Source organism: Pectobacterium polaris, from assembly GCF_002307355.1.
Classification (GTDB): Bacteria; Pseudomonadota; Gammaproteobacteria; order Enterobacterales; family Enterobacteriaceae; genus Pectobacterium; species Pectobacterium polare.
The window spans coordinates 146503-170639 of the sequence record NZ_CP017481.1 but is presented as its reverse complement, the minus strand read 5'-3'; the positions used below and the strand labels follow the sequence as shown (position 1 = coordinate 170639).

Genomic DNA, 24137 nt, shown 5'->3' with positions numbered 1-24137 from the left:
GCGGCAGTGGCGTGTATGATACGTGCCTATGATATTATTACGCGCATTATGCGAAATAAGCCTGGAGTAGAGGATGAAAGTGACGCTGCCTGATTTCCGTCAAGCGGGTGTGTTAGTGGTGGGTGATGTCATGCTGGATCGTTACTGGTATGGGCCGACCAGCCGAATTTCACCAGAGGCACCGGTGCCTGTGGTCAAGGTTGATACGATCGAAGAGCGCCCAGGCGGCGCGGCGAACGTCGCCATGAACATCGCAGCATTGGGCGCGGGATCGCGTCTGGTGGGGTTAACCGGCATTGATGATGCCGCACGCGCACTGAATGCCAAACTTGGCGAAGTGAATGTGAAGTGTGACTTTGTTGCGGTTCCTACGCACCCGACGATCACCAAGCTGCGTGTGCTGTCGCGTAATCAGCAGTTGATCCGACTGGATTTCGAAGAGGGCTTTGAGGGAATTGATCCTCAGCCGATCATCGAGCGTATTCAACTGGCGCTGCCAAAAATTGGTGCGCTGGTGCTGTCTGACTATGCGAAAGGCGCATTAGCGCATGTGCAAAGCATGATTCAGACGGCAAAAGCGTCTGGCGTTCCGGTGCTGATCGACCCGAAAGGCACGGATTTTGCCCGTTACCGTGGCGCGACATTGCTGACGCCAAACCTGTCTGAATTCGAAGCGGTGGCAGGGCGTTGCAAAACGGAAGAAGAGCTGGTTGAGCGCGGTATGCAACTGGTGGCCGATTACGATCTGTCCGCGTTGCTGATTACCCGTTCCGAGCAAGGAATGACGTTGCTACAGCCGGGCAAAGCACCGCTGCATTTGCCGACGCAGGCGCAGGAAGTGTATGACGTGACCGGTGCGGGCGATACCGTAATCGGTGTGTTGGCCGCTGCGCTGGCGGCAGGCAACCCGCTGGAAGAGGCCTGTTTCCTGGCGAATGCCGCCGCAGGCGTCGTCGTCGGCAAGCTGGGTACGTCAACGGTCACGCCGATTGAATTGGAAAATGCTATCCGCGGCCGTGCCGAAACCGGATTTGGCGTGATGACCGAAGAACAGCTGAAACATGCCGTTGAACTGGCGCGTCAGCGTGGCGAAAAGATTGTGATGACCAACGGCTGCTTCGATATTTTGCACGCCGGACACGTGTCTTACTTGGCAAACGCCCGCAAACTTGGCGACCGATTAATTGTTGCGGTAAACAGCGATGCCTCAACCAAACGCCTGAAGGGGCCGACTCGCCCCGTCAACCCGCTGCCGCAGCGGATGATCGTGTTGGGTGCGCTGGAAGCTGTCGATTGGGTCGTGCCGTTTGAAGAAGATACGCCGCAGCGCCTGATTGCCAGCATTCTGCCGGACATTCTGGTGAAAGGCGGAGACTACCAGCCACATGAAATCGCCGGTAGTGAAGAGGTCTGGGCCAATGGCGGTGAAGTGAAAGTCCTGAACTTTGAGGACGGTTGCTCCACGACGAACATCATCAATACGATTAAAGCCAACACGTCTAAATCTTAAACGAAATAAACTGACGGTGCTCGAAGGGTTTCGAGTCCGTTCAGGCCGCAAGCTAATGATTCTCGCTCTGGTACATCACGGGCGAGAATCATAACAATCACGACGCCGACAGGGCGACACGTCAGATAAAACAGGTATGAAACCAGTGAAGAAAGAACCAGCCGAAGTGAATGCGGCCGCACTGCGGGTAGCGGAGTTGCGCCGGGTCTTACGCCATCACGAATACAAATATCACGTTGAAGATGCGCCCGAAATTCCTGATATCGAATATGACAAACTCATGCAGGAACTGAAAGCGTTAGAGGCGGATCATCCCGAGCTGGTGACCAGTGATTCTCCCACGCAGCGCGTGGGTGCGGCACCGCTGGCGGCATTTGAGCAGGTACGCCATGAAGTGCCGATGTTATCGCTGGATAACGTATTTGATGAAGAGAGCTATCTGGCCTTCAGCAAGCGAATTGGCGACAGGCTGAAGAACGGTGACGATCTGACATTTTGCTGCGAGCTGAAACTGGATGGTTTAGCCGTTAGCCTATTGTATGAAGATGGCGTTCTGGTACAGGCGGCCACGCGCGGGGATGGTACGACCGGGGAAAATATCACCAGTAACATTCGTACCGTTGCGGCGATTCCACTGCGTCTGGAAGGCGATAATATTCCGCGCCGTGTTGAAGTGCGCGGTGAAGTGTTTATGAAGCACAGCGGTTTTGAAAAGCTGAACGAAGAGGCTCGCCGTACGGGGAGTAAAGTCTTTGCCAACCCGCGTAACGCTGCCGCTGGATCGCTGCGCCAGCTTGACCCGCGAATTACGGCTAAGCGTCCTCTGACTTTCTTCTGCTATGGCGTTGGTCTGCTGGAAGGCGGTGAGTTGCCCGCAAGCCATTGGGAGCGGCTGATGCAGTTCAAGGCGTGGGGACTGCCGGTTAGCGACAGAATTAAGCTATGTACTGGTCCGGCCGAAGTACTCGATTTTTATCGTCAGGTTGAGCAGACCCGCAGTTCGTTAGGCTTTGATATCGACGGCGTTGTTGTCAAAGTTGACTCTCTGGAACTGCAGGAGCGGTTAGGGTTCGTTGCCCGTGCACCGCGCTGGGCGGTGGCCTTTAAATTCCCGGCGCAGGAACAGCTGACCTGGGTGCGCGATGTCGAGTTTCAGGTTGGGCGGACGGGCGCAATTACGCCCGTTGCGCGTCTGGAACCCGTCGCCGTGGCTGGGGTCATCGTCAGCAATGCCACATTGCATAATGCGGATGAAATTGAGCGGCTAGGTTTGCAGATTGGCGATCGCGTTATTGTGCGCCGAGCGGGGGATGTGATCCCGCAGATCGTCGGTATTGTGGAGTCTGAACGGCCAGAAACGGTGCAGCCGATCGTTTTCCCTACGGCTTGTCCCGTGTGTGGATCTGACGTTGAACGCGTAGAGGGCGAGGCCGTCACGCGCTGTACCGCTGGCCTGATCTGCGGTGCCCAGCGCAAAGAGGCACTGAAGCATTTTGTTTCTCGTCGCGCATTGGATGTGGAAGGCATGGGCGATAAGATCATCGATCAACTGGTGGAAAAAGAGTACGTCAAGACGCCAGCCGATCTGTTTCGCCTGAGCGCTGGGATCATGACGGGGCTGGATCGCATGGGGCCGAAATCCGCGACGAATCTGGTTAATGCGTTGGAAAAGGCGAAAAGCACCACGCTGGCACGTTTCCTCTATGCGTTGGGGATCCGTGATGTTGGCGAATCGACGGCGGCTAATCTGGCTGCTCACTTTGGTTCGCTGGAAGCCCTTTTTGCTGCCGATGAAGACGCGCTGCTGGAGGTGCCGGATGTTGGTAAAGTCGTTGCCGCGCACGTGCGTCACTTCCTTGAAGAAGAGCACAACCAAACCGTGATCCGCGAACTGACTGACTCCGCAGGCATCAACATCCACTGGCCTGAGGTTCAGGTCGTCAATGCTGAAGAGATCGACAGCCCATTTGCGGGGAAAACGGTGGTATTGACCGGATCGCTGAGTATTTTGTCCCGCGACGAAGCCAAAGATCGGTTAACGGCGTTAGGGGCAAAAGTGAGCGGCAGCGTCTCGAAGAAAACCGATATGGTGATCGCCGGTGAAGCCGCAGGCTCTAAACTGGCGAAGGCGCAAGAATTGGGGATCCCAGTGATCGATGAGGCGGAAATGATCCGACTATTGGGGGCGTAAACGGATGGAAAAAGAAGACCTGATAGACATTGCCACAATGCAGATGCCGTTTGGGAAATACAAGGGGCGAGTGCTGATTGATTTACCAGAAGAGTACCTGCTGTGGTTCTCCCGCAAGGATGAATTTCCTAAAGGTCGCTTAGGGGAATTGATGCAGATTACGCTGGCAATCAAGATAGAAGGTCTGCAAGGGTTGGTCACGCCGCTGAAGCGACCCCGTTCCTGATTATCCACTTCCTGCCACACCCTCTGACGAAAAAAGGTCGCTTCATTGAAGCGACCTTTCACGTTGACTGACTACCCCATCCCTGACGCAGACTACACGTAGATATTAATCTGGTTGTCTTCTGTCGGGCGGTTAACGCCTTCTTGTTTAGCACTTTGAGCCGGAGCAGAGGAATCAGACTGCTGTTCCGATTTTTCACTCTGCAAGCGGGCAATTTGTGCCTGTAACGCCTGAATCTGCGCTTGAATGGCCTGCTGCTGCTGTTCGATCAGTTTACGTTCATCATCGCTTTCTGCGCTGGAAGCGGATTCGGTCAGTTTACTCACCTGTTTGGTAAGCGCCTGAACCTGCTTGGTGAGCTGCGCAATCTGTTGCTCTGAGGTGTTGCTGCTTTTACTGCTGCTTGCCGTGGTTGTCGATACGCTGATACTGCTGATGGTGTTTGACATTTTCCCTCCTGAAAAGATGCCGATGTACCCGAATGACTTGGGCTACATGCCTGTGCATCGGCAATTTAAGCACTTTCTCGAAGGGGATATTGTTGGCAATGAAATATGAAATACTCACTTTCCTGACAGCTAATGTAATAAAATGTATCAGCCAGGAAAGAGAGAGAGAGAAAATAGGGGAATACGCCAGATATTGCAGTTAGACGTAGATATCAACACCGCCTTTTTTGTCTTTATTATCATTTTGTTGTGATGTTGTGCCTGACGCCACACTAGGTGCTTTCTTTTCCGCTTCTTCTTTTTGGATACGGGCAATTTCGGCATAGAGTGCTTGGATTTGCGCTTGAATCATCTGCTGCTGCTGTTTGATGAGTTTGCGCTCGTCTTCACTTGCATTGATGGCTGATTGGCCCAGCTCTGCTAGCTTTTTAGTCAGCTGTTTGATCTGATGTTGTATTGCGGCAATTTTTTGTTGAGCAGCACTACCCTTGTTATTGGCTACAGGCGTAGCCTTACTCGCGGTAGTCGATGCATCCTTACTAGCCGTAGGTGCCGCCGCTACGTTTGACACCGTATTCATTGTAATCTGGCTGATACCATTGGACATCACTTCCTCCTGAAATAGGTCAGTTCTCCGATCACTATCGGCTGTGTCACTCTTTTCTTTACGAAAAACTTACAAAACGTGAGGGGCAATGAGTTTGCTCGAAGGGAAGAAAAGGGGAAAGGGCGCTTCCCACGCCCTTGCCGCAATGGATGAGATGACGTCAGTTAACTACCGTACACGTTAATCGCGCTATTCAGCCGCCTTGCCTGAAGGTTGAGCCCTTCAGCTGCTTCTGTTGAGTGGGTAACCATATCGGTGTTGCGCTGCGTCATTTGTTCTATCTGTGCAATAGAGGTATTGATCAGTCCCAATGCCGAGGTTTGCTCATGCGTTGCGTTGCTGATCTCTTTGATCATGGTGGAGACTTGCAAGACTTCATCAACGATGTCGCTGATATGTTTGCCCGCATTCTCGACCATTGTGCTGCCCTGTTTCACACTTTCGACGTTGGCATCAATCAACGTTTTAATCTCTTTGGCCGCAGAGGCGGAATGCTGCGCCAGATTGCGAACCTCAGCGGCTACCACCGCAAACCCGCGCCCCTGTACGCCAGCACGAGCGGCTTCAACGGCCGCATTCAGCGCAAGGATGTTGGTCTGGAAGGCAATGCTGTCTATCACGCCAATGATATCAACGATTTTATCGCTGGCGCTGGAGATGGAATCCATCATGCCGATGGTTTCCTTCATGATGTTGCCACCTTTAAACGCAGTGCTGCTGGCGGCTTCTGCCATGGTGGTGGCTTGTGCCGCCGTTTCTGCACTTTGCTGCACGGCAACGGTAATTTCTTCAATGGCGGCAGCAGTTTGTTGCAGATTGGCCGATGTCTCTTCCGTGCGGGTATTCAGGTCGACGTTGTTTTCCGCCAGCTTATGGCTGACCTTGGTGATGCCGTTTACCTGTGTACTGACGTCGTCGACAAGCGAATGCAGGTTCAGGCCAAACTGGTTAACAGAGCGTAGCAGCAAGCCAATTTCGTCGACCCGGTTCAGGTGGACATGCTTTACTTTACGGCCCGATACCACATGCTGAGCCTGCTTCATTATCATCCTGATTGGCTGTGCAATTTGCTTTTGCAGAAACTGATCCATGATGACAATGAGTAACAGCGTCAGTGCCAGTAGCCACAGTGGATTCATGCCATTGAAAGCAAGTAGTGCAGGAATGAGTCCCACCGCTAAGACGGCTAAACGCAAGCGCCAGCGGACTGACAATTTCTGTAAGAGCGACAGTGGCGAAAAGAGTCCGGTGCGAACGACTAATCCTTTGTAGAATTTACGGCTGCCCGCCTGTTTTTTCTGCACGGCGCTATACAGCGTTTCGGCATACTTGATTTCTTCTGCGTTGGGCGTGTTACGTACTGAGATATAGCCTGCGAGCTGCTCCTGCTGGTAGACCGGCGTAACGTTGGCGCGAACCCAATAGTGGTCACCGTTGTTGCGACGATTTTTAACTAACCCAGTCCAGCTATCGCCTTGTTTCAGCGTAAACCACATGTCGGCATAGGCTTCAACGGGCATGTCGGGATGGCGCACAATATTGTGAGGCTGGTTGATGAGCTGCTCTTCGGAAAAACCACTAACCGCAATGAAGGCAGAGTTGGCATAGGTGATGTGGCTGTGAATATTTGTCGTGGACATCAATATGGTGTCCATGTCTAACAGATACTCCTGCTGTGTAACAGGTGTATTTAATCTCATTAGAAACCCCGGCGTACGTATCCCGCTCAGTTTCCAGGTTCAGACATGCTGGCCGCTTTTCTCGCCTTAGACGCTCTGGTTATTACAGAGGCTGAAACGTAGTGTCGCTGCCGAATGGTTCGTCCCGTGAAATCTGTCAGGCATATTGCTGTGTAAATATTCAAGTTATTCAAATGGGTATACTGAAATTTTTTGGGTGACTCGTTCATTTATATAAAATAATGTTATGCATTATTTATAATGATCGGCCTATTTACCCTATATTGTGCGTGATGGCGATTTTTGTAACTGTATCCGTCATACTTCAAGTTGCATGTGCGTTGGCTGCATTCAGTCACCCGAATCACTTACTCAAGTAAGCTCATCGGGATGCCTGCCCTTGCCGCCTGCCTGAAACTCGAATTATTTAGGATATATATTTTTGTAACAAATATTTCATCAGTGTTAGCACGCTTTTTCAGCACGCGTAAATTTATGATGAGGATGATTATCTGTCAATTGATTCATTTTATTAGCAATAAATAATTGGTAAAAAATGATTAAAAAATAGGTAGGGAGTAAAATAGGGATTTTTCTTAAAAGATGTTTTGAAATCGATGAATTTGACGCTAAGAAGAATAACTTGTTAAGTTTTTTTTATTTTTTCTTTGCATGAATGAAATTAAATGTTGCTGCCCTGCTATTTATTCTTTTAATTACGCCCTTTCTTCCATTTTTATTAACGCTGAATTTATTGTAGATCAAATAACGCGATCCGCAGACCAGATAATGACGCTGGCCTGCGGAGAACGGTAATCAGGTTACTGGCGCTGGGTTGAAGACGGCTAGGGCGTTATGTAGCCCCCACTGATCGGACCAGGTTTTTTTCCTGCCGCTGGCGATATCCAAAATGAAGTGGAAAAGCTGCCAGCCTACGTCTTCGATCGTGGCCTCTCCGGTAGCAATGGTTCCGGCATCAATATCCATCAGATCGTGCCAGCGGTTTGCCAATGCGGTTCGGGTCGCCATTTTGATGACGGGGACAGCCAGCAGGCCATAAGGGGTACCGCGACCGGTGGTGAAGACTTGCACGGTGATACCAGAAGCGAGCTGCTGGGTGCCGCACACGAAGTCGCTGGCCGGTGTTGCGGCGTAAATCAAGCCACGTTTGGTTGGGCGCTGTCCGGGGGACAGGACTTCGACAATCGCGCTGGTGCCGGATTTGGCGATGGAACCAAGCGCTTTTTCCACCACGTTCGCGAGGCCACCTTTTTTATTGCCCGGCGATGGGTTGGCGCTACGGTCGGTCTGGCCACTGTCGAGATAGTTATCGTACCAGGCCATTTCTTCCAGCAGACGTTTACCGACTTCTTCATTGATGACGCGTGGCGTTAACAGATGAATGGCATCGCGCACTTCGGTTACTTCGGAGAACATGACGGTTGCACCGCAGCGAACCAAGAGATCGGAGGCAAAACCAACGGCTGGGTTCGCGGTGACGCCGGAGAAAGCATCGCTACCGCCACACTGCATGCCGACAACCAACTCAGAGGCCGGACAGGTTTCACGCTGACGTTTGTTCAACCGTTGCAGGTGCTTGTCTGCCATCGTCAGAATGTCATCCACCATCGATCTGAAACCAACGTGGTGTTCATCCTGCAAGCGGACAATGCTGGTGTCGTCGAGGGAGATGGCTTGTACATCAGGCGTCCCTTCCAGCAGACGCTCCGGCTGTAATTTTTCACAGCCCAGGCCGACCACCAGTATCTCGCCGCCAAAATTCGGGTTCAGCGCCAGATTGTGAATGGTACGGATGGGAACCACCGCAGCAGGGGCATTGATTGCCACGCCACAGCCATAAAGATGGTTGAGTGCGACCACGCCATCTACATTGGGATATCTCGGCAATAAGTCTCGCTCGATAATTTTGACGACATAGTCCACCACGCCCGCGACGCAGTGTACGCTGGTGGTAATGCCCAACAGGTTTTTCGTCCCTACGCTGCCATCGGCGTTGCGGTAACCTTCAAAGGTGTAGCCTTCCAGCGCAGGCAGCGTGGGGGGAATTTTGGTCGCCAGCGGCAGGGTTTCTAGCGCGGGAGCCTGAGGCAACTCGACCAGCGATTCATCGATCCAGCTTCCTTTGGCAATATCACGCAGTGCATACCCGATAATTTCACCATAGCGGATGATGGCACCTGATTTGGCGATATCCACAAGGGCTACTTTGTGACCTTGCGGAACATGCTCAATTAATTCCAGATCATCATTAAAACGGGTTCCAGCACGTAAGCCATTATTATTAACAACAATGGCAACATTATCAGAATCGTGAACCTTAATATAAAGTGGCTGCTCTTGTGCAGCATTACTTTCTGATTTATCTGACATGATGCAAGCCTTTATTATTGGTTTATCAGAAACGCAGTGGTAATGATTACCACGCTATTATTTCATTGCTCGCTAACGAGTATACGTGAGGTTCTCTTCTCGTACATTATGCAATTGACCTAAGCCAGCGCTTTTTGTTTCTTATTTATCAGGCGAAGACCCAATTTTCGGTGAGTTTGATCACATTCTGACTGCGCACGGTTTTTCAGGAGGAAATAGCAATAATGTGTATAAATGTAAAAGAGAACGGCGGTGTTTTTCGTGAAATACCTCGCATTATATAGGGCAAGTGCACCAACATATTCAAAAGGACATTTTTAATGTTGTGCTTTTAGCTAGTGAGCAGTCAGTGGGTAAAAATTATAATGTTCCTGCGAGTTGAAGATGTCAGCTAATTACTCTGATGCTATATAGCCTGGCTATTCGCAAAAAAAATAAAAATGGGAATGTTAACTATCCACTGATCTTCATTCTGATAACCCTACACCGTTATCTGTTATTCGGAATGAATGAGCGAACCGCGATTGAAGCAGGAGTTCATCATGAATACAGTAAGCTCAGCAGCTGGCGCGATACAAAAGAGAACAAACGCCCGCTACTGGATTGTCGTGATGTTGTTTATTGTCACGTCATTTAACTATGGAGACCGCGCGACCTTGTCCATTGCTGGTTCAGCAATGTCTAAGGAAATTGGGTTGGACGCGGTGGGGATGGGTTATATCTTCTCAGCGTTCTCCTGGGCGTATGTTATTGGACAAATACCTGGGGGCTGGCTGCTCGATCGCTTTGGCTCAAAGAAAGTCTACTTCTACAGTATCTTAACCTGGTCGATTTTTACCTTATTACAAGGCTTTGTCGATATCTTCAGCGGCGCGGGCATCGTTATTTCTCTGTTCCTCCTGCGCTTTATGGTCGGCCTGTGTGAATCACCTTCCTTCCCAGGGAATAGCCGAATTGTGGCTGCCTGGTTCCCTGCACAAGAACGTGGTACTGCCGTCGCGATATTTAACTCGGCACAGTATTTTGCCACGGTCATTTTTGCACCGATCATGGGATGGTTGACGCAGGCAGTAGGCTGGGCGCACGTGTTCTGGTTCATGGGCGGACTGGGTATCATTCTGAGCTTTGTCTGGCTGAAAGTGATCCACGACCCGAAAGATCACCCTGGGGTGAATCAGGCTGAACTGGATTACATCGAAGCCGGTGGTGCCCTGATTAATATGGACGCTAAAGGGACGAAGAAAGCGACCGAGAAAGGCGAAAAATGGCATCAGATCAAGCAATTAATGCAGTCTCGCATGATGCTGGGTGTGTATATCGGTCAATACTGTATTAACGCACTGACCTACTTCTTTATCACTTGGTTCCCGCTTTATCTGGTTCAGGCTCGTGGTATGTCGATCCTCAAAGCAGGATTTGTCGCCTCGGTTCCTGCTATCTGTGGTTTTGTCGGGGGCGTTCTGGGCGGCATTATTTCCGATTACCTGATGCGTCGGACCAATTCCCTGACCTTTGCCCGTAAAACGCCAATCGTTCTCGGTATGTTGCTCTCCATGTCGATGGTGATTTGTAACTACGTTGAAACCGAATGGGTCGTTATTGCGGTGATGTCTGCAGCCTTCTTCGGCAAAGGCATTGGTGCGCTGGGCTGGGCGGTTATGGCCGATACCGCACCAAAAGAAATCAGCGGGTTGAGCGGTGGACTGTTCAATATGTTCGGTAACGCGTCTGGTATCGTGACGCCGATTGCGATTGGCTACATCATCGGAATGACCGGTTCCTTCAATGGTGGTCTGGTGTATGTCGGGATCCATGCGCTGGTTGCGATCTTCAGCTACCTGTTCATCGTGAAAGATATTAAACGTGTCGAATTGAAGCCGTTCGTTAAGAATTAAGGCCAGTTGTTACCGTATTCGTTTGAATATAGGCAATAACACAAAACGCTGCGCTATCGTACTGATGGCGCAGCGTTTCGCTATTGGATTTGCCGTTTATTTACCTCATGGAAAGCTGGGTTTTACCTCTTCGAAATCGGGTGCCAAGGGGATGTATTTCGGTGTTTATAAGGCGGAAATTCGCTTTTCCCGGTTTTCGTGAAACACCTCCCATTGGCCTGTGATAATGACATATTTAATCTGCATTTCGACAGGGAATGCTGTGCTATTGCCCAATGAGTTGTGAAATAAGAAAACTTATACTTTTTACTGAGGTTGGTGAGGCGGTACGAATTACAACACCGCATTCCTGACTGGTTTATTTCAGTAATAACCTGTTTTTATTCTGACAATCTTACAAGCCCTACAAGCATTGTTCAGTTCAAATCAGAGTAAAAACAAGGTCGCGCTAATAAAGTAGGAAAACAACATGAAATCATCTACTGGTGCACCATCCGTTTTTTCTTTCTGTATGACTGAATTATTTTCATCCGCCTCAGCGCGCCCTTGCGTTGTGGCAACCATCGGAAACCTACGCGTCAATCCTGTGCGCGCCATTCATGACGGGAGCCTGTCATGACAAACTTTTCAGCAACGCCTGTGATTACCGACATGAAAGTCATCCCCGTTGCGGGCTATGACAGCATGTTGCTGAACATCGGCGGTGCGCATGGTGCTTACTTCACGCGTAACCTCGTCATTTTAACCGATAGCGCCGGGCATACCGGTGTCGGCGAAGCGCCCGGTGGCGAAGTCATTTACAACACGCTGGTTGAGGCGATTCCCCGTGTGAAAGGCGAGCAAATCGCCCGTATGAACCGTCTGGTTCATGACATTCATGTCGGCAACCAATCTTCTGATTTTGATTCCTTCGGCAAAGGTGCCTGGACGTTTGAGCTGCGCGTGAATGCCGTGGCAGCGCTTGAAGCGGCGTTGCTCGATCTGCTGGGGCAATTCATGGGTGTTCCCGTTGCCGAGCTGCTGGGGCCGGGTAAACAGCGTGATGAAGTCACCGTGCTCGGGTATCTGTTCTACATCGGCGACCGCACGAAGACGGATTTACCTTATTTATCAGGTGAGAAAGGCAAGCACGAGTGGTATCACCTGCGTCACCAGCAGGCGATGGACAGCGAGGCGATTGTGCGTTTAGCCGAAGCCACGACTGACCGCTACGGATTTAAAGATTTCAAACTCAAAGGTGGCGTACTGCCCGGCGAGCAGGAAATCGATGCCGTGAAGGCGCTGAAGAAACGTTTCCCGGATGCGCGTATCACCGTCGACCCAAACGGTGCTTGGCTGCTGGATGAAGCGATTGAATTGTGCAAAGACATGAAGGGCATCCTGACTTACGCGGAAGACCCGTGTGGTGCCGAACAAGGTTTCTCCGGTCGTGAAGTGATGGCGGAATTCCGCCGCGCCACTGGGCTGCCAGTAGCGACCAACATGATTGCCACCAACTGGCGTGAAATGAACCATGCCGTGATGTTACAGGCAGTCGATATTCCGCTGGCCGATCCGCATTTCTGGACGATGCACGGTGCGGTGCGCGTCGCCCAACTGTGTGATGAGTGGGGCCTGACGTGGGGCTGCCATTCCAATAACCACTTCGATATTTCTTTGGCGATGTTCACGCACGTGGGCGCGGCGGCACCGGGTAACCCGACGGCGATTGATACGCACTGGATCTGGCAGGAAGGGCAGCATTTGACCAAAGAGCCGCTGCAAATCGTCAACGGAAAAATTAAGGTGCCGGATCGTCCCGGTCTGGGAATTGAGCTGGATATGGAACAGGTCATGAAAGCCCACGACTTGTACAAAAAATTACCGAGCGGGGCACGTAATGATGCCGTCGCCATGCAGTACCTGATTCCTGGTTGGACATTTGATCGTAAACGCCCGGTTTTTGGCCGCTAACCCTACATAGAAAAATTAGAGAGAAAGGATAAGAAAATGACATTGCAAAGTTCAACTCCGGTGATTACCCACATGCAGGTAATTCCGGTTGCAGGTCACGACAGTATGCTGCTCAACCTGAGTGGCGCACATGCACCTTATTTCACTCGCAACATTGTGATTCTGAAAGATAACGCCGGGAATACCGGTGTCGGCGAAATTCCTGGCGGTGAGAAAATCCGTCAGACGCTGGAGGATGCTGCCGCGCTGGTGGTGGGCAAAACGCTGGGCGAATACAAAAACGTGATGACGGCGGTACGTGCGCAGTTCGCCGACCGCGATTCTTCTGGGCGTGGTTTGCAGACGTTCGATCTGCGTACCACTATCCATGTCGTCACGGGGATCGAAGCCGCCATGCTCGATCTGCTGGGGCAGTTCCTCAACGTCAGCGTGGCCTCGTTGCTGGGCGATGGGCAACAGCGTGATGCCGTCGAGATGCTGGGCTATCTGTTCTACATCGGCGATCGTAATAAAACCGACTTGCCTTACCAGAGCCAGACTAATGAGAAATGCGATTGGTATCGTCTGCGTCATGAAGAAGCGCTGACGCCGGAAACCATCGTGCGTCTGGCTGAAGCGGCGTATGAAAAATACGGTTTCAACGATTTCAAACTGAAAGGCGGCGTACTGGCTGGTAGCGAAGAGGCCGAAGCGGTTACCGCGCTGGCGAAACGCTTCCCACAGGCCCGCATCACGCTGGATCCAAACGGTGCCTGGTCGCTGGATGAAGCCATCGGTCTGGGCAAACAGCTGCGCGGCGTGCTGGCGTATGCCGAAGATCCGTGCGGCGCGGAGCAAGGTTTCTCTGGCCGTGAAGTCATGGCGGAATTCCGTCGTGCGACAGGGCTGCCTACCGCGACCAACATGATCGCCACCGACTGGCGACAGATGGGTCACACTATTTCGCTGCAATCGGTCGATATTCCGTTGGCCGATCCGCACTTCTGGACGATGCAAGGTTCCGTTCGCGTGGCGCAGATGTGCCACGAATGGGGCTTAACCTGGGGTTCTCACTCTAATAACCACTTTGATATTTCATTGGCCATGTTTACTCAGGTCGCCGCGGCGGCACCGGGCAAGATTACGGCGATTGATACGCACTGGATCTGGCAGGAAGGCAATCAACGCCTGACGAAAGAGCCGTTGCAGATTGTTGGCGGCATGGTGGAAGTGCCGAAGAAACCGGGTCTGGGCGTTGAGCTGGATATGGACCAGGTGATGAAAGCACATGAACTGTATAAAAACATGGGATTAGGCGCACGTAACGACGCCATGGGAATGCAGTACCTTATTCCTGAGTGGACGTTTGATAATAAACGTCCGTGTCTGGTTCGCTAACGTTCTGATTTTCCGTTTTTTGAGCGCGCCGCTTCAGGCAAGCGGCGCTGGAATGACCGAGGATAAAAAATGAAGACTCCGCTGTTACCTAACCGTTTTCGCCAAGATTTGCTGCAGGGGAAAACGTTGATTGGCTGCTGGTGTGCGCTGGGCAACCCGATTTCAACTGAAGTGCTGGGGCTGGCGGGATTCGACTGGCTGGTGCTGGATGGAGAGCACGCGCCTAACGATATCGTGACGTTTATTCCTCAGCTCATGGCGCTGAAAGGCAGCCACAGCGCGCCTGTTGTCCGTCCGCCGTGCAATGAGCCGATCATCATTAAGCGACTGCTGGATATCGGGTTCAATAACTTCCTGATTCCCTTCGTGGAAACGGCAGAAGAAGCCGCGCGTGCGGTTGCATCAACCCGTTATCCGCCAGCGGGTATCCGCGGCGTTTCCGTGGCGCACCGTAGCAACAGCTATGGCACCGAACCGGACTACTTCGCCAAGATTAACGACAACATTACCGTTGTGGTGCAAATCGAAAGTCAGGACGGCCTCGACAATCTGGATGCGATTATCGCAGTTGACGGCGTAGACGGCGTGTTTGTTGGCCCGAGCGACCTGTCTGCGGCGCTGGGCTATCTCGGTCAGCCTAACCATCCTGACGTGCAGAAGGCGATCCGCCACATCTTCGATCGTACCGCCGCGCATAACAAGCCGTGCGGCATTCTGGCTCCGGTTGAGGCCGATGCGCGTCGCTATCTGGAATGGGGCGCAAGCTTCGTTGCGGTCGGTAGCGATCTGGGCGTGTTCCGCAGTGCAACACAGGCGCTGAGCGACAAGTACAAGAAGTAATTCATTAATTCCGTGCGAATCGGATCCGCTATGAGGCGGGTTCATCGTGAATTGAAGTGATATCTACATCAGACAATGAGGTTAGGGCGATGAAAATTGGTTTTATTGGATTGGGCATCATGGGAAAACCGATGAGTAAAAATCTGCTGAAAGCAGGTTACTCATTAGTCGTGATGGATCGAAATCTGGACGCGGTCGCGGAAGTGGTTGCGGCGGGTGCCACGGCGGCTGAAACGCCGAAACAGGTTGCAGAGCAGTGCGATGTCATCATCACCATGCTGCCTAACTCTCCGCACGTTAAAGACGTGGTGCTGGGTGAAAACGGCGTCATCGACGGTGCACGCGCCGGAAGCATTGTGGTGGATATGAGTTCAATCGCCCCGCTTGCCAGCCGTGAAATTGCTACCGCACTGGCGGCGAAAGAGATCGCGATGCTGGACGCGCCAGTCAGTGGTGGTGAACCTAAAGCGATCGACGGCACGCTGTCCGTGATGGTCGGTGGTGAGAAAGCTCAGTTTGATCGCTGCGTTGAGATTCTGAAATCCATGGCAGGTTCCGTTGTTCATACCGGTGATATCGGCGCAGGTAACGTGACCAAACTGGCGAACCAGGTGATCGTGGCGCTGAACATTGCCGCCATGTCCGAAGCGCTGGTGCTGGCGACGAAAGCAGGCGTTAACCCGGATCTGGTTTATCAGGCGATCCGTGGTGGATTGGCGGGCAGCACTGTGCTGGATGCGAAAGCGCCGATGGTGATGGATCGTAACTTTAAGCCGGGTTTCCGCATCGATCTGCACATCAAGGATCTGGCAAACGCGCTGGATACCTCACACGGCGTTGGTGCGCAGCTGCCGTTAACCGCGGCGGTGATGGAAATGATGCAGGCGCTGAAAGCGGACGATCTGGGATCGGCCGACCACAGTGCGCTGGCGTGTTACTACGAGAAGCTAGCCAAAGTTGAAGTTACGCGATAAGCCGTGAAGCGATAGTCACGAGGCTGGCACAGGATGCCAGCCGACTGGCAGATAATCACTCTGATCTACCTACTGGGTTTCAGGATTTGCTGCCCTGAACGTTGGCAGGTATAAGCGCCGTTTCATGAGCGCGCGGATTATTGATGCAATCGGAACGTTGATGAAATCGGATCGTTTATGAAAATAGTGATCGCACCGGATTCTTATAAAGAAAGCCTGTCTGCACAAGATGTTGCTACGCAGATTGAAAAGGGATTTCGTGAAATATTCCCCGATGCCTGCTATGTCAAATTGCCTGTTGCAGATGGTGGGGAAGGCACCGTTGAAGCCATGGTCGCTGCGACCGATGGCAAGATTGTGAATGTTAAGGTAACAGGGCCGTTAGGCGATAACATCGATGCGTTCTTTGGCCTGTCTGGCGATGAAAAAACGGCTTTTATTGAGATGGCGGCGGCAAGCGGTCTGGAACGTGTGCCTTCGCAACAGCGTAACCCGTTAAAAACGACCAGCTATGGTACGGGCGAGTTGATTCGCTGCGCGTTAGATCACGGTGTTCGGCACTGCATCATTGGAATTGGCGGAAGCGCAACCAATGACGGCGGGTCGGGCATGGTGCAGGCGCTGGGCGCGAAGTTGCTGGATAAACAGGGCGAACAGATTGGTTTCGGCGGTGGTGAGCTCGATAAACTCGAACGCATCGATATCAGCGAGCTGGATGAGCGTATTAAAAGCTGTCGCTTTGAAGTGGCCTGCGATGTGACTAACCCGTTGACGGGGAAACAAGGCGCATCGGCAATTTTTGGCCCTCAGAAAGGGGCAACGCCGGAGATGATTGAACAGCTGGATAATGCGCTGAAGCATTATGCGGCGGTGATTCGCCACGATCTGGATATGGACGTGGAACACGTTCCCGGTGCGGGGGCTGCGGGCGGTATGGGCGCGGCGCTACAGGCTTTTTGCGGCGCAGAGCTGCGTCAGGGCATTGAGATTGTCACGGAAGCATTGGGACTGGATGAACTGGTACGAGATGCCACGCTGGTGATTACCGGGGAAGGGCGTATCGACAGCCAGACGATCCACGGCAAAGTACCGATTGGCGTGGCGCGGATTGCCAAACAGTATAATAAACCGGTGATTGGCATTGCTGGCAGCCTGACGGCAGATGTTGCCGTGGTGCATGAACATGGCCTGGATGCCGTATTCAGCGTGCTTTACAACATCTGCTCACTCGAAGAAGCGCTGGATAATGCAGCAGAGAATGTGCGGATGACGGCACGTAATATCGCTGCCACGATCCGACTGGCGCAGTCGGTATCACGTTGATCGCCATCGTAATTTAGCAGCAATATTGTTAAGCAGTAAAAGCAGGTAAAGGTAAAGGGCAGGCGTCCGCAATACGCCTGCTTTACTCTACGTTCATCACTGCGCGTTCATGATTACGAATGCATAGGGTTGATATGCGGCTGGGCGGCTTTGTTGACGTTGTCGATTTCGTCCAGCAACTCCAGCCATTCGGGTTCCAGATCGCTGGCGTGAACGCCTTTACGCAGCTGTTGTTCCAGATAGCGGCAGATGCGTTGCAGACGCGGAACGCCGCTGTAGCTGCAACTGCCGTGCAGTTTATGAACCAAATCGATGATGTCATCATCCGTCTGACCCTTCAGCACGTTTTCTATCTTCCGCCGAACCTCTGGCAAGAAATTCAACAGCATTTGCAGCAGGTCACGCGCCAGTTCCGGCTTGTTGGCCGCCTGTTGCTGTGCCAGCGCCCAGTCGAGCGATAGCTGGCTATCGTCGTGCTCGTTCAGTAATCCCGTCATATCGCCCCGACTGCGCTTCAACGGATCTTGCCGTGCATGGCGTGTCAGCACGCTTTTCAGCATCTGTTCGTCTATCGGTTTAGCCAGATAGTCATCCATACCCGAACGTAGCAGATGCTCGCGCTCACCCGTCATGGTCTGTGCCGTCACCGCGATGATCGGCGTGGTAGCGTGGTGAGGAATCTGACGGATCAGCTCGCTGGCGCAAATGCCGTCCATACCCGGCATCTGAATATCCATGAGGATAATGTCGCACTGATTCAGTTCTGCCTGTGCAATCGCATCTTGTCCGCTTTCACACAGGATAATCGTCTCGACCTGCTCTTCCAGCAGTGTGCCGATCAGTTTCAGATTAGCCGGATTGTCATCCACCGCCATTACTCTCAGCGGCAGACGGGCAGGATGGCGTACGGCACCCTGATTCGGTGCGGTATCGTCCGGCAGAAAAGAGAGCTGGAACAGCGTGCTGTCCTGTAACAGCGGCAGCAGGCGTGACGCGGCGAGCGGTTTGCTCAGGCAGGCATGTACGCCGAAGGTTTTCAACTGCTCGGCATCCATTTGCGCGAGGCTGGGCAGTGCCAGAATCACACAGGGCGAACGGCGACAGATATCGCGCAGTCTGGGTGTGTAGTCGAGCAGAGAGTTGCGGTATTGCACGGGAATACCGAGCAGCAGGATATCGAATTCCCCTTCCGGCAATTGCCCAAACGTCGGGCTGTAGCTCACGATGAGCGGCGTCTGGCTCAGGATATCCAGCGTGGCCTGCGCGGCGATGGGATGGTACTCGACGTAGGCCAGATGTTTGCCTTGTAGCATCGTGTAGGCTGGCTCGGTCGGCATGGCGTGTGGGTTGAGCGGCAGCGTGATATGGAACCAGAAGGTCGATCCTTTGTTGAGCTGGCTCTGGAAACTGATATCGCCACCCATCTCTTTGACGAGACGCTGGGTGATGACCAGCCCGAGCCCCGTGCCGCCATGACGGCGCGAAATACTGGTGTCGGCCTGACGGAAAGCCTGGAACAGCTGCGATTGCTGTAACTCGGCAATACCGATGCCGGTATCGCGTATTTGCACCTCTAGCTGCACCTGATGCGGTTCCTGCCGACGCTTCTCCACTCGAATATCGATGTTGCCCTGTTCGGTGAATTTAATCGCATTGCCCAGCAGGTTGGTGATGATTTGCTGTATCCGCAGCGGATCGCCGACAAACTGTTCGGGCACGTCATTCTGAATACTGAGCGTCAGCTCCAATCCTTTTTCATGTGCCGTATGCGCCAGCAGCATCACCACGTCGTCCAGCGTGTTGTGCAGCGAGAATGGAATATCCTCCAGCACCAACTTTCCAGCTTCTAGTTTCGAGAAATCCAGCACATCGTTAATAATATTCAGCAGGTTATTGGCGGATCGTTCGATGGTGAGCAGATAGTCGGTCTGCGTGGTGTTCAGCGGCGTCTTCAACGTCTGGCGGGTGAAACCGATCACGCCATTCAACGGCGTTCTCAGTTCGTGCGACATATTTGCCAGAAACTCTGACTTGATGCGCGCGGCTTCCTGCGCGCGCTTTTTGGCTAGATCCAGCTCAACGTTTTGGATCTCCATCTGCTCCAGCGTTTCCCGCAGATCGTAGGTCGCCTGATCGATATTTTGCTGCATCTCTTCGTGGTAGGCGGTCAGTGACATCGCCATCGAGTTGATGCCGTTTTTCAGCATATCCAGCTCGCCGAGCATGTAACCTTCGACCCGGCTATCCAACTGCCCACGGCGAATGCGGTCAACGGTATCCACCATATTACGAATCGGGGTGGTGACATCCCGCATCAGACGATAGGCAAAGATGACGGCGGCCCCCAAAGAGAGCAGCAGCAGGAGCGCGGCGATGAAGATTTCCTGATACTGCTGAAGCCGAATGGTGCTGGTATCCAGTTCGATCACCAGATAGCCGAGAGGCGTGGCTGTACCGGGCAGCACCGGAGTCGTTCCGCCTGGCATGAATTCGCTGTCATTGACGATCGGCATGTGCAGAATCAGCGCGTCATTCGTGTGGTGCAGGTGCAGTTTATTGTGTGCAAGCGCATCGTTGCTGAGCGACTGCAATGTCACGTTGTTGCGTACGTTGGTGGTCGCCAGGAGCTGATTACGCGCATCGAACACGCTAATGGTACGAATAATCGCGGAGTGGCGGCGATGAAGCGTATTGATTAATGCTGGGATCGTGTCCATCTGGCGATGGGTAATGGCGTAAGCGCTGATGGTCGCCAGCGGCTCAATGATACTGGCGCCTGAATCGGCCAACTGCGACTGCAACTGATTGTAACGATGAATGACGAAGAACGAACTCAGCAGTAGCCCGATCATCAGCGTCGGTGCCAAAATCAGTATCAACATCCGTGCACGAAGACTGTATTTGGTCATGGGGTTCCAATGTGGGAGAATTAGAGGATGCTAGGCACCCTATTATTTAATTTAGTTATCGGGTACAGCCGTTCAACTCAAGAGAAAATCGATAGTACATTATGGCGCAATTCTACTCTCCAAACCGGCGTGTGACGACCCGGAAAGCGATTCCTGCTAAGAACCTCACTGTTACGGTCACGTCGCTTGATCCGTTTGGGCAAGGGGTGGCGCGTCACGAAGGCAAGACGGTGTTTGTCACGGGTGTACTGCCGGGAGAGCAGGCCGACGTTCAGTTGACGGAAGAGAAGCGTCAGTTTTCACATGCAAAACTTAAACGCCTTCTGACGCCTAGCCCGCAGCGCGTTACGCCGCCGTGTCCGCATTTTACCCGCTGTGGCGGCTGCCAGCAGCAGCACGCAGACATCACGCTGCAACAGAGCAGCAAAACGGCTGCATTGATGCGCCTGATGACGCGGGAAACAGGTGCAGAACTGCCAGAAGCCTCGCTGGTTGCCGGAACACCTTATGCCTATCGGAGGCGCGCGCGGCTTGCGTTATACTTTCAAGCAAAAGAGCAGCGTCTGTTGATGGGCTATCGACAGTCAAATTCTCACGATCTGGTGGATATCAACGCCTGTCCGGTGTTGCGCCCCGAGCTTGAAGCGCTGTTGCAACCGCTGCGCGACTGCCTGAGCCGATTAAAGGCGGTGAAGCGTCTTGGACATGTGGAACTGGTGCAGGCGGAGAACGGTCCGCTGCTGGTGCTGAGGCACCTTGACCCACTCCATTCATCGGATCAGCAGGCGCTGCGTGACTTTGCGCAGCAGCAGGGTGTTTCGATTTATCTGGCACCGGATGCCGACTCGCTGACGTGTTTACAGGGTGAAGAGCCGGTTTATCACGTTGCCGGGCTGACGCTGGCCTTTAGCCCGCGCGATTTTATTCAGGTCAATGACGCGGTGAACCAGCAGATGGTCGCGCAGGCGCTGGCATGGCTGGATGTGCAACCACAGGATAGAATATTAGATCTGTTTTGTGGCATGGGTAACTTCACGCTACCGCTAGCACAGCGTGCCGCCAGCGTCGTCGGCGTGGAAGGCGTGACCGCGTTAGTTGAGAAAGGACGCGAGAATGCCCGACGCAATGGGTTGTCCAATGTCACATTTTTTCACCAAAATCTTGAAGATGACGTCACGCAGCAGCCATGGGCGGCTCAGGGTTTTGATAAGATATTACTTGATCCAGCACGTGCGGGCGCGGCAGGCGTGATGGAGCAGATAACCAGACTGGCACCGAAACGCGTGGTGTATGTCTCCTGTAACGCCACGACGCTAGCACGCGACAGCAAAGTATTACTGGCCGCTGGTTATCGGCTGGCGAATGTCGCCATGTTGGATATGTTTCCACATACCGGTCACCTTGAATCGATGGCACTGTTTTTGCACGATACCGGCACGCGAAAGGCGTAATAGGCAGCAAAGCGGCGTCGTTTGCAAGGTGAAGGGTAACGTAGGGAGAAATTATGGTTGCGGTAAGAAGTGCGCATTTGAATACGGCAGGTGAGTTTGTCCCTGACGCGTGGATTGCTTCGCTGGGTATTTCCAGCCAGCAATCGTGTGAACGTTTAGCCGAAACCTGGCGTTACTGTGAGCAGCAAACGCAAGATCACGCCGATGCGCCGCTACTGCTGTGGCGCGGCATTGAAATGGTGGAAATCCTGTCCACGCTCAGCATGGACAATGACAGCATGCGCGCGGCGCTGCTCTTTCCGCTGGCCGATGCGAACGTGGTCGATGAGGCGACGCTAGAAGCCGCGTTTGGTAAAAACATCGTTGATTTGGTGCATGGCGTGCGCGATATGGATGCAATCCGCCAGCTCAAAGCGACGCAGAATGATTCTGGCGCGTCTGAGCAGGTCGATAACATCCGCCGCATGCTGCTGGCGATGGTGGAAGATTTCCGCTGCGTGGTGATCAAGCTCGCCGAGCGGATCGCGCACCTGCGTGAAGTGAAGGATGCCCCGGAAGAAGAACGGGTATTGGCGGCCAAAGAGTGTACCAATATCTATGCGCCGCTAGCTAACCGCCTGGGTATCGGCCAGTTGAAGTGGGAGCTGGAGGATTTCTGCTTCCGCTATCTGCATCCTGATGAATATAAGAAAATCGCCAAGCTGTTGCACGAGCGCCGTATCGATCGCGCGCAGTACATTGACGATTTTGTCAAAACGCTGCGCAACGCGATGAAAGAAGAGGGCGTGCAGGCGGAGATTTACGGTCGTCCCAAGCATATCTACAGCATCTGGCGCAAGATGCAGAAGAAAGCGCTGTCGTTCGATGAGCTGTTCGATGTACGTGCGGTGCGTATTGTCGTTGAGCGCTTGCAGGACTGCTACGGGGCGCTCGGTATCGTGCATACCCATTATCGCCATCTGCCGGACGAGTTCGACGACTACGTCGCTAACCCCAAGCCAAACGGTTATCAGTCTATCCACACCGTGGTGTTAGGGCCGGGCGGGAAGACGCTCGAAATCCAGATCCGTACTCGCCAGATGCATGAAGATGCTGAACTGGGCGTGGCAGCACACTGGAAATACAAAGAAGGCACGGCTGTCGGCGGGCGTTCCGGCTACGAAGGCCGCATTGCCTGGCTGCGTAAACTGCTGGCCTGGCAGGAAGAAGTGGCGGATTCGAATGACGTACTGGACGAAGTTCGCAGTCAGGTGTTTGACGACCGGGTTTATGTCTTTACGCCGAAAGGTGATGTGGTGGATCTCCCCACGGGCTCCACGCCGTTGGATTTTGCCTATCACATCCACAGTGATATCGGGCACCGCTGCATCGGAGCGAAAATCGGCGGACGTATCGTGCCGTTTACCTACCAACTGCAAATGGGCGATCAGATTGAAATCATCACCCAGAAGCAACCGAACCCGAGCCGTGACTGGCTGAACCCGAATCTGGGGTATATCACCACCAGCCGCGGACGTTCGAAGATTCAGAACTGGTTCCGTAAGCAAGATCGCGACAAGAACATTCTGGCGGGTCGACAGATCCTGGATGACGAACTGGCGCATCTGGGTGTCAGCCTGAAAGCAGCGGAAAAACTGCTGCTGCCACGCTACAACGTGAATTCGCTGGATGAATTACTGGCTGCTATCGGCGGCGGTGATGTTCGCCTGAACCAGATGGTGAATTTCCTGCAATCGCAGTTAAAACAGCCGAGTGCGGAAGAGCTGGATCGTGAAGCGCTGCGCCAACTGACGCAAAAATCGCATCAGCCAGCGGCACGTAACACGAAGGACAACGGCCGCGTGGTGGTGGAAGGTGTCGGCAATCTGATGCACCACATTGCCCGCTGCTGCCAGCCGATTCCGGGTGATGAGATCACCGGGTTTATTACGCGCGGACGGGGCATTTCGATTCACCGCGCGGACTGTGAACAGCTGGACGAACTGCGCGCCAGCTCGCCGGAACGCATTGTCGATGCCGTTTGGGGCGAAAGCTACTCCAGCGGTTATTCGCTGGTGGTGAGGGTGATTGCTAACGATCGCAGCGGGTTGCTGCGAGATATCACCACGATTCTGGCGAATGAGAAGGTCAATGTACTGGGCGTCGCCAGCCGCAGCGACACCAAGCAGCAGCTGGCAACGATTGATATGGATATCGAGATCTACAACCTGCAAGTGCTGGGCCGCATTCTGGCGAAGCTCAACCAACTGCCGGATGTGATTGACGCGAGGCGCCAGCAAGGAGCGTAAGTATCGATGCTGTGTTTTGCCTCAAGCGTAAAAATTACGCTGAGGAAAACAGTCATCCAGGATGAGTGGCATGG

General features: G+C 53.0%; 16 protein-coding genes. 11 read left to right on the top strand and 5 right to left on the bottom strand.

The window, feature by feature from the left end; all coding sequences use genetic code 11:
* The first annotated feature begins 73 nt into the window (after window positions 1-73).
* The 3 genes from hldE to BJJ97_RS00745 all read left to right on the top strand — a co-directional run bounded on the left by hldE (window position 74) and on the right by BJJ97_RS00745 (window position 3927).
* The gene (hldE, locus tag BJJ97_RS00755) at window positions 74-1510 is read left to right on the top strand and encodes a bifunctional D-glycero-beta-D-manno-heptose-7-phosphate kinase/D-glycero-beta-D-manno-heptose 1-phosphate adenylyltransferase HldE (protein WP_095992790.1); all 1437 of its coding nucleotides are present in this window, start codon (window positions 74-76) and stop codon (window positions 1508-1510) included.
* 136 nt (window positions 1511-1646) lie between these two features.
* The gene (gene ligA / locus BJJ97_RS00750) at window positions 1647-3701 is read left to right on the top strand and encodes an NAD-dependent DNA ligase LigA (RefSeq protein WP_095992789.1); all 2055 of its coding nucleotides are present in this window, start codon (window positions 1647-1649) and stop codon (window positions 3699-3701) included.
* A 4-nt stretch (window positions 3702-3705) separates the two neighbouring features.
* Window positions 3706-3927, top strand: coding sequence for a DUF3820 family protein (locus BJJ97_RS00745; RefSeq protein WP_095700466.1), 222 nt, complete (start codon window positions 3706-3708; stop codon window positions 3925-3927).
* 92 nt (window positions 3928-4019) lie between these two features.
* Here the strand turns inward: BJJ97_RS00745 and BJJ97_RS00740 are convergent, their stop codons facing one another.
* The 4 genes from BJJ97_RS00740 to garD form a co-directional block, all read right to left on the bottom strand.
* A complete protein-coding gene (locus BJJ97_RS00740) occupies window positions 4020-4376 on the bottom strand; it encodes a FlxA-like family protein (protein WP_095992788.1) in 357 nt (118 codons plus the stop codon).
* A 199-nt stretch (window positions 4377-4575) separates the two neighbouring features.
* The gene (locus BJJ97_RS00735; RefSeq protein ID WP_095992787.1) at window positions 4576-4983 is read right to left on the bottom strand and encodes a FlxA-like family protein; all 408 of its coding nucleotides are present in this window, start codon (window positions 4981-4983) and stop codon (window positions 4576-4578) included.
* A gap of 164 nt (window positions 4984-5147) precedes the next feature.
* Window positions 5148-6683 carry a methyl-accepting chemotaxis protein gene (locus BJJ97_RS00730; protein ID WP_167385184.1) on the bottom strand — a complete coding sequence of 512 codons (1536 nt, stop codon included), beginning with the start codon at window positions 6681-6683 and terminating at the stop codon, window positions 5148-5150.
* A gap of 795 nt (window positions 6684-7478) precedes the next feature.
* The gene (gene garD, locus BJJ97_RS00720; RefSeq protein ID WP_095700462.1) at window positions 7479-9053 is read right to left on the bottom strand and encodes a galactarate dehydratase; all 1575 of its coding nucleotides are present in this window, start codon (window positions 9051-9053) and stop codon (window positions 7479-7481) included.
* A gap of 542 nt (window positions 9054-9595) precedes the next feature.
* Here garD and BJJ97_RS00715 point away from each other — a divergent pair.
* From BJJ97_RS00715 to BJJ97_RS00690, 6 genes are all read left to right on the top strand, one after another.
* Window positions 9596-10948, top strand: coding sequence for an MFS transporter (locus BJJ97_RS00715; protein ID WP_039486222.1), 1353 nt, complete (start codon window positions 9596-9598; stop codon window positions 10946-10948).
* Window positions 10949-11563: 615 nt separating this feature from the next.
* Window positions 11564-12901 (top strand): enolase C-terminal domain-like protein, encoded by a 1338-nt coding sequence (locus tag BJJ97_RS00710; protein WP_095992784.1) that lies wholly within the window; start codon window positions 11564-11566, stop codon window positions 12899-12901.
* Window positions 12902-12937: 36 nt separating this feature from the next.
* A complete protein-coding gene (gene gudD, locus BJJ97_RS00705) occupies window positions 12938-14278 on the top strand; it encodes a glucarate dehydratase (RefSeq protein ID WP_039486219.1) in 1341 nt (446 codons plus the stop codon).
* A 69-nt stretch (window positions 14279-14347) separates the two neighbouring features.
* Window positions 14348-15118 carry a 2-dehydro-3-deoxyglucarate aldolase gene (gene garL, locus BJJ97_RS00700; protein WP_039486217.1) on the top strand — a complete coding sequence of 257 codons (771 nt, stop codon included), beginning with the start codon at window positions 14348-14350 and terminating at the stop codon, window positions 15116-15118.
* 89 nt (window positions 15119-15207) lie between these two features.
* On the top strand, window positions 15208-16092 hold the full coding sequence (garR, locus tag BJJ97_RS00695; protein WP_095700459.1) for a 2-hydroxy-3-oxopropionate reductase: 885 nt from the start codon (window positions 15208-15210) through the stop codon (window positions 16090-16092).
* 177 nt (window positions 16093-16269) lie between these two features.
* Entirely contained in the window at window positions 16270-17415 is a 1146-nt protein-coding gene (locus BJJ97_RS00690) for a glycerate kinase (RefSeq protein WP_039486213.1), read from the top strand.
* 113 nt (window positions 17416-17528) lie between these two features.
* On the opposite strand, the gene barA is transcribed toward BJJ97_RS00690, so the two are convergent.
* The gene (barA, locus tag BJJ97_RS00685) at window positions 17529-20324 is read right to left on the bottom strand and encodes a two-component sensor histidine kinase BarA (RefSeq protein ID WP_095992783.1); all 2796 of its coding nucleotides are present in this window, start codon (window positions 20322-20324) and stop codon (window positions 17529-17531) included.
* Window positions 20325-20425: 101 nt separating this feature from the next.
* On the opposite strand from barA, the gene rlmD reads away from it, so the two are divergent.
* Window positions 20426-21775 carry a 23S rRNA (uracil(1939)-C(5))-methyltransferase RlmD gene (rlmD, locus tag BJJ97_RS00680; protein WP_095992782.1) on the top strand — a complete coding sequence of 450 codons (1350 nt, stop codon included), beginning with the start codon at window positions 20426-20428 and terminating at the stop codon, window positions 21773-21775.
* 53 nt (window positions 21776-21828) lie between these two features.
* Entirely contained in the window at window positions 21829-24063 is a 2235-nt protein-coding gene (gene relA / locus BJJ97_RS00675) for a GTP diphosphokinase (protein ID WP_095992781.1), read from the top strand.
* The last annotated feature ends 74 nt before the right edge of the window (window positions 24064-24137 follow it).

What these genes read in the sequence shown, in the direction of transcription:
- hldE (WP_095992790.1), top strand. Translation starts at nt 74, where the DNA reads ATGAAAGTGACGCTGCCTGATTTCCGTCAAGCGGGTGTGTTAGTGGTG.
- ligA (WP_095992789.1), top strand. Translation starts at nt 1,647, where the DNA reads ATGAAACCAGTGAAGAAAGAACCAGCCGAAGTGAATGCGGCCGCACTG.
- BJJ97_RS00745 (WP_095700466.1), top strand. Translation starts at nt 3,706, where the DNA reads ATGGAAAAAGAAGACCTGATAGACATTGCCACAATGCAGATGCCGTTT.
- BJJ97_RS00740 (WP_095992788.1), bottom strand. Translation starts at nt 4,376, where the DNA reads ATGTCAAACACCATCAGCAGTATCAGCGTATCGACAACCACGGCAAGC.
- BJJ97_RS00735 (WP_095992787.1), bottom strand. Translation starts at nt 4,983, where the DNA reads ATGTCCAATGGTATCAGCCAGATTACAATGAATACGGTGTCAAACGTA.
- BJJ97_RS00730 (WP_167385184.1), bottom strand. Translation starts at nt 6,683, where the DNA reads ATGAGATTAAATACACCTGTTACACAGCAGGAGTATCTGTTAGACATG.
- garD (WP_095700462.1), bottom strand. Translation starts at nt 9,053, where the DNA reads ATGTCAGATAAATCAGAAAGTAATGCTGCACAAGAGCAGCCACTTTAT.
- BJJ97_RS00715 (WP_039486222.1), top strand. Translation starts at nt 9,596, where the DNA reads ATGAATACAGTAAGCTCAGCAGCTGGCGCGATACAAAAGAGAACAAAC.
- BJJ97_RS00710 (WP_095992784.1), top strand. Translation starts at nt 11,564, where the DNA reads ATGACAAACTTTTCAGCAACGCCTGTGATTACCGACATGAAAGTCATC.
- gudD (WP_039486219.1), top strand. Translation starts at nt 12,938, where the DNA reads ATGACATTGCAAAGTTCAACTCCGGTGATTACCCACATGCAGGTAATT.
- garL (WP_039486217.1), top strand. Translation starts at nt 14,348, where the DNA reads ATGAAGACTCCGCTGTTACCTAACCGTTTTCGCCAAGATTTGCTGCAG.
- garR (WP_095700459.1), top strand. Translation starts at nt 15,208, where the DNA reads ATGAAAATTGGTTTTATTGGATTGGGCATCATGGGAAAACCGATGAGT.
- BJJ97_RS00690 (WP_039486213.1), top strand. Translation starts at nt 16,270, where the DNA reads ATGAAAATAGTGATCGCACCGGATTCTTATAAAGAAAGCCTGTCTGCA.
- barA (WP_095992783.1), bottom strand. Translation starts at nt 20,324, where the DNA reads ATGACCAAATACAGTCTTCGTGCACGGATGTTGATACTGATTTTGGCA.
- rlmD (WP_095992782.1), top strand. Translation starts at nt 20,426, where the DNA reads ATGGCGCAATTCTACTCTCCAAACCGGCGTGTGACGACCCGGAAAGCG.
- relA (WP_095992781.1), top strand. Translation starts at nt 21,829, where the DNA reads ATGGTTGCGGTAAGAAGTGCGCATTTGAATACGGCAGGTGAGTTTGTC.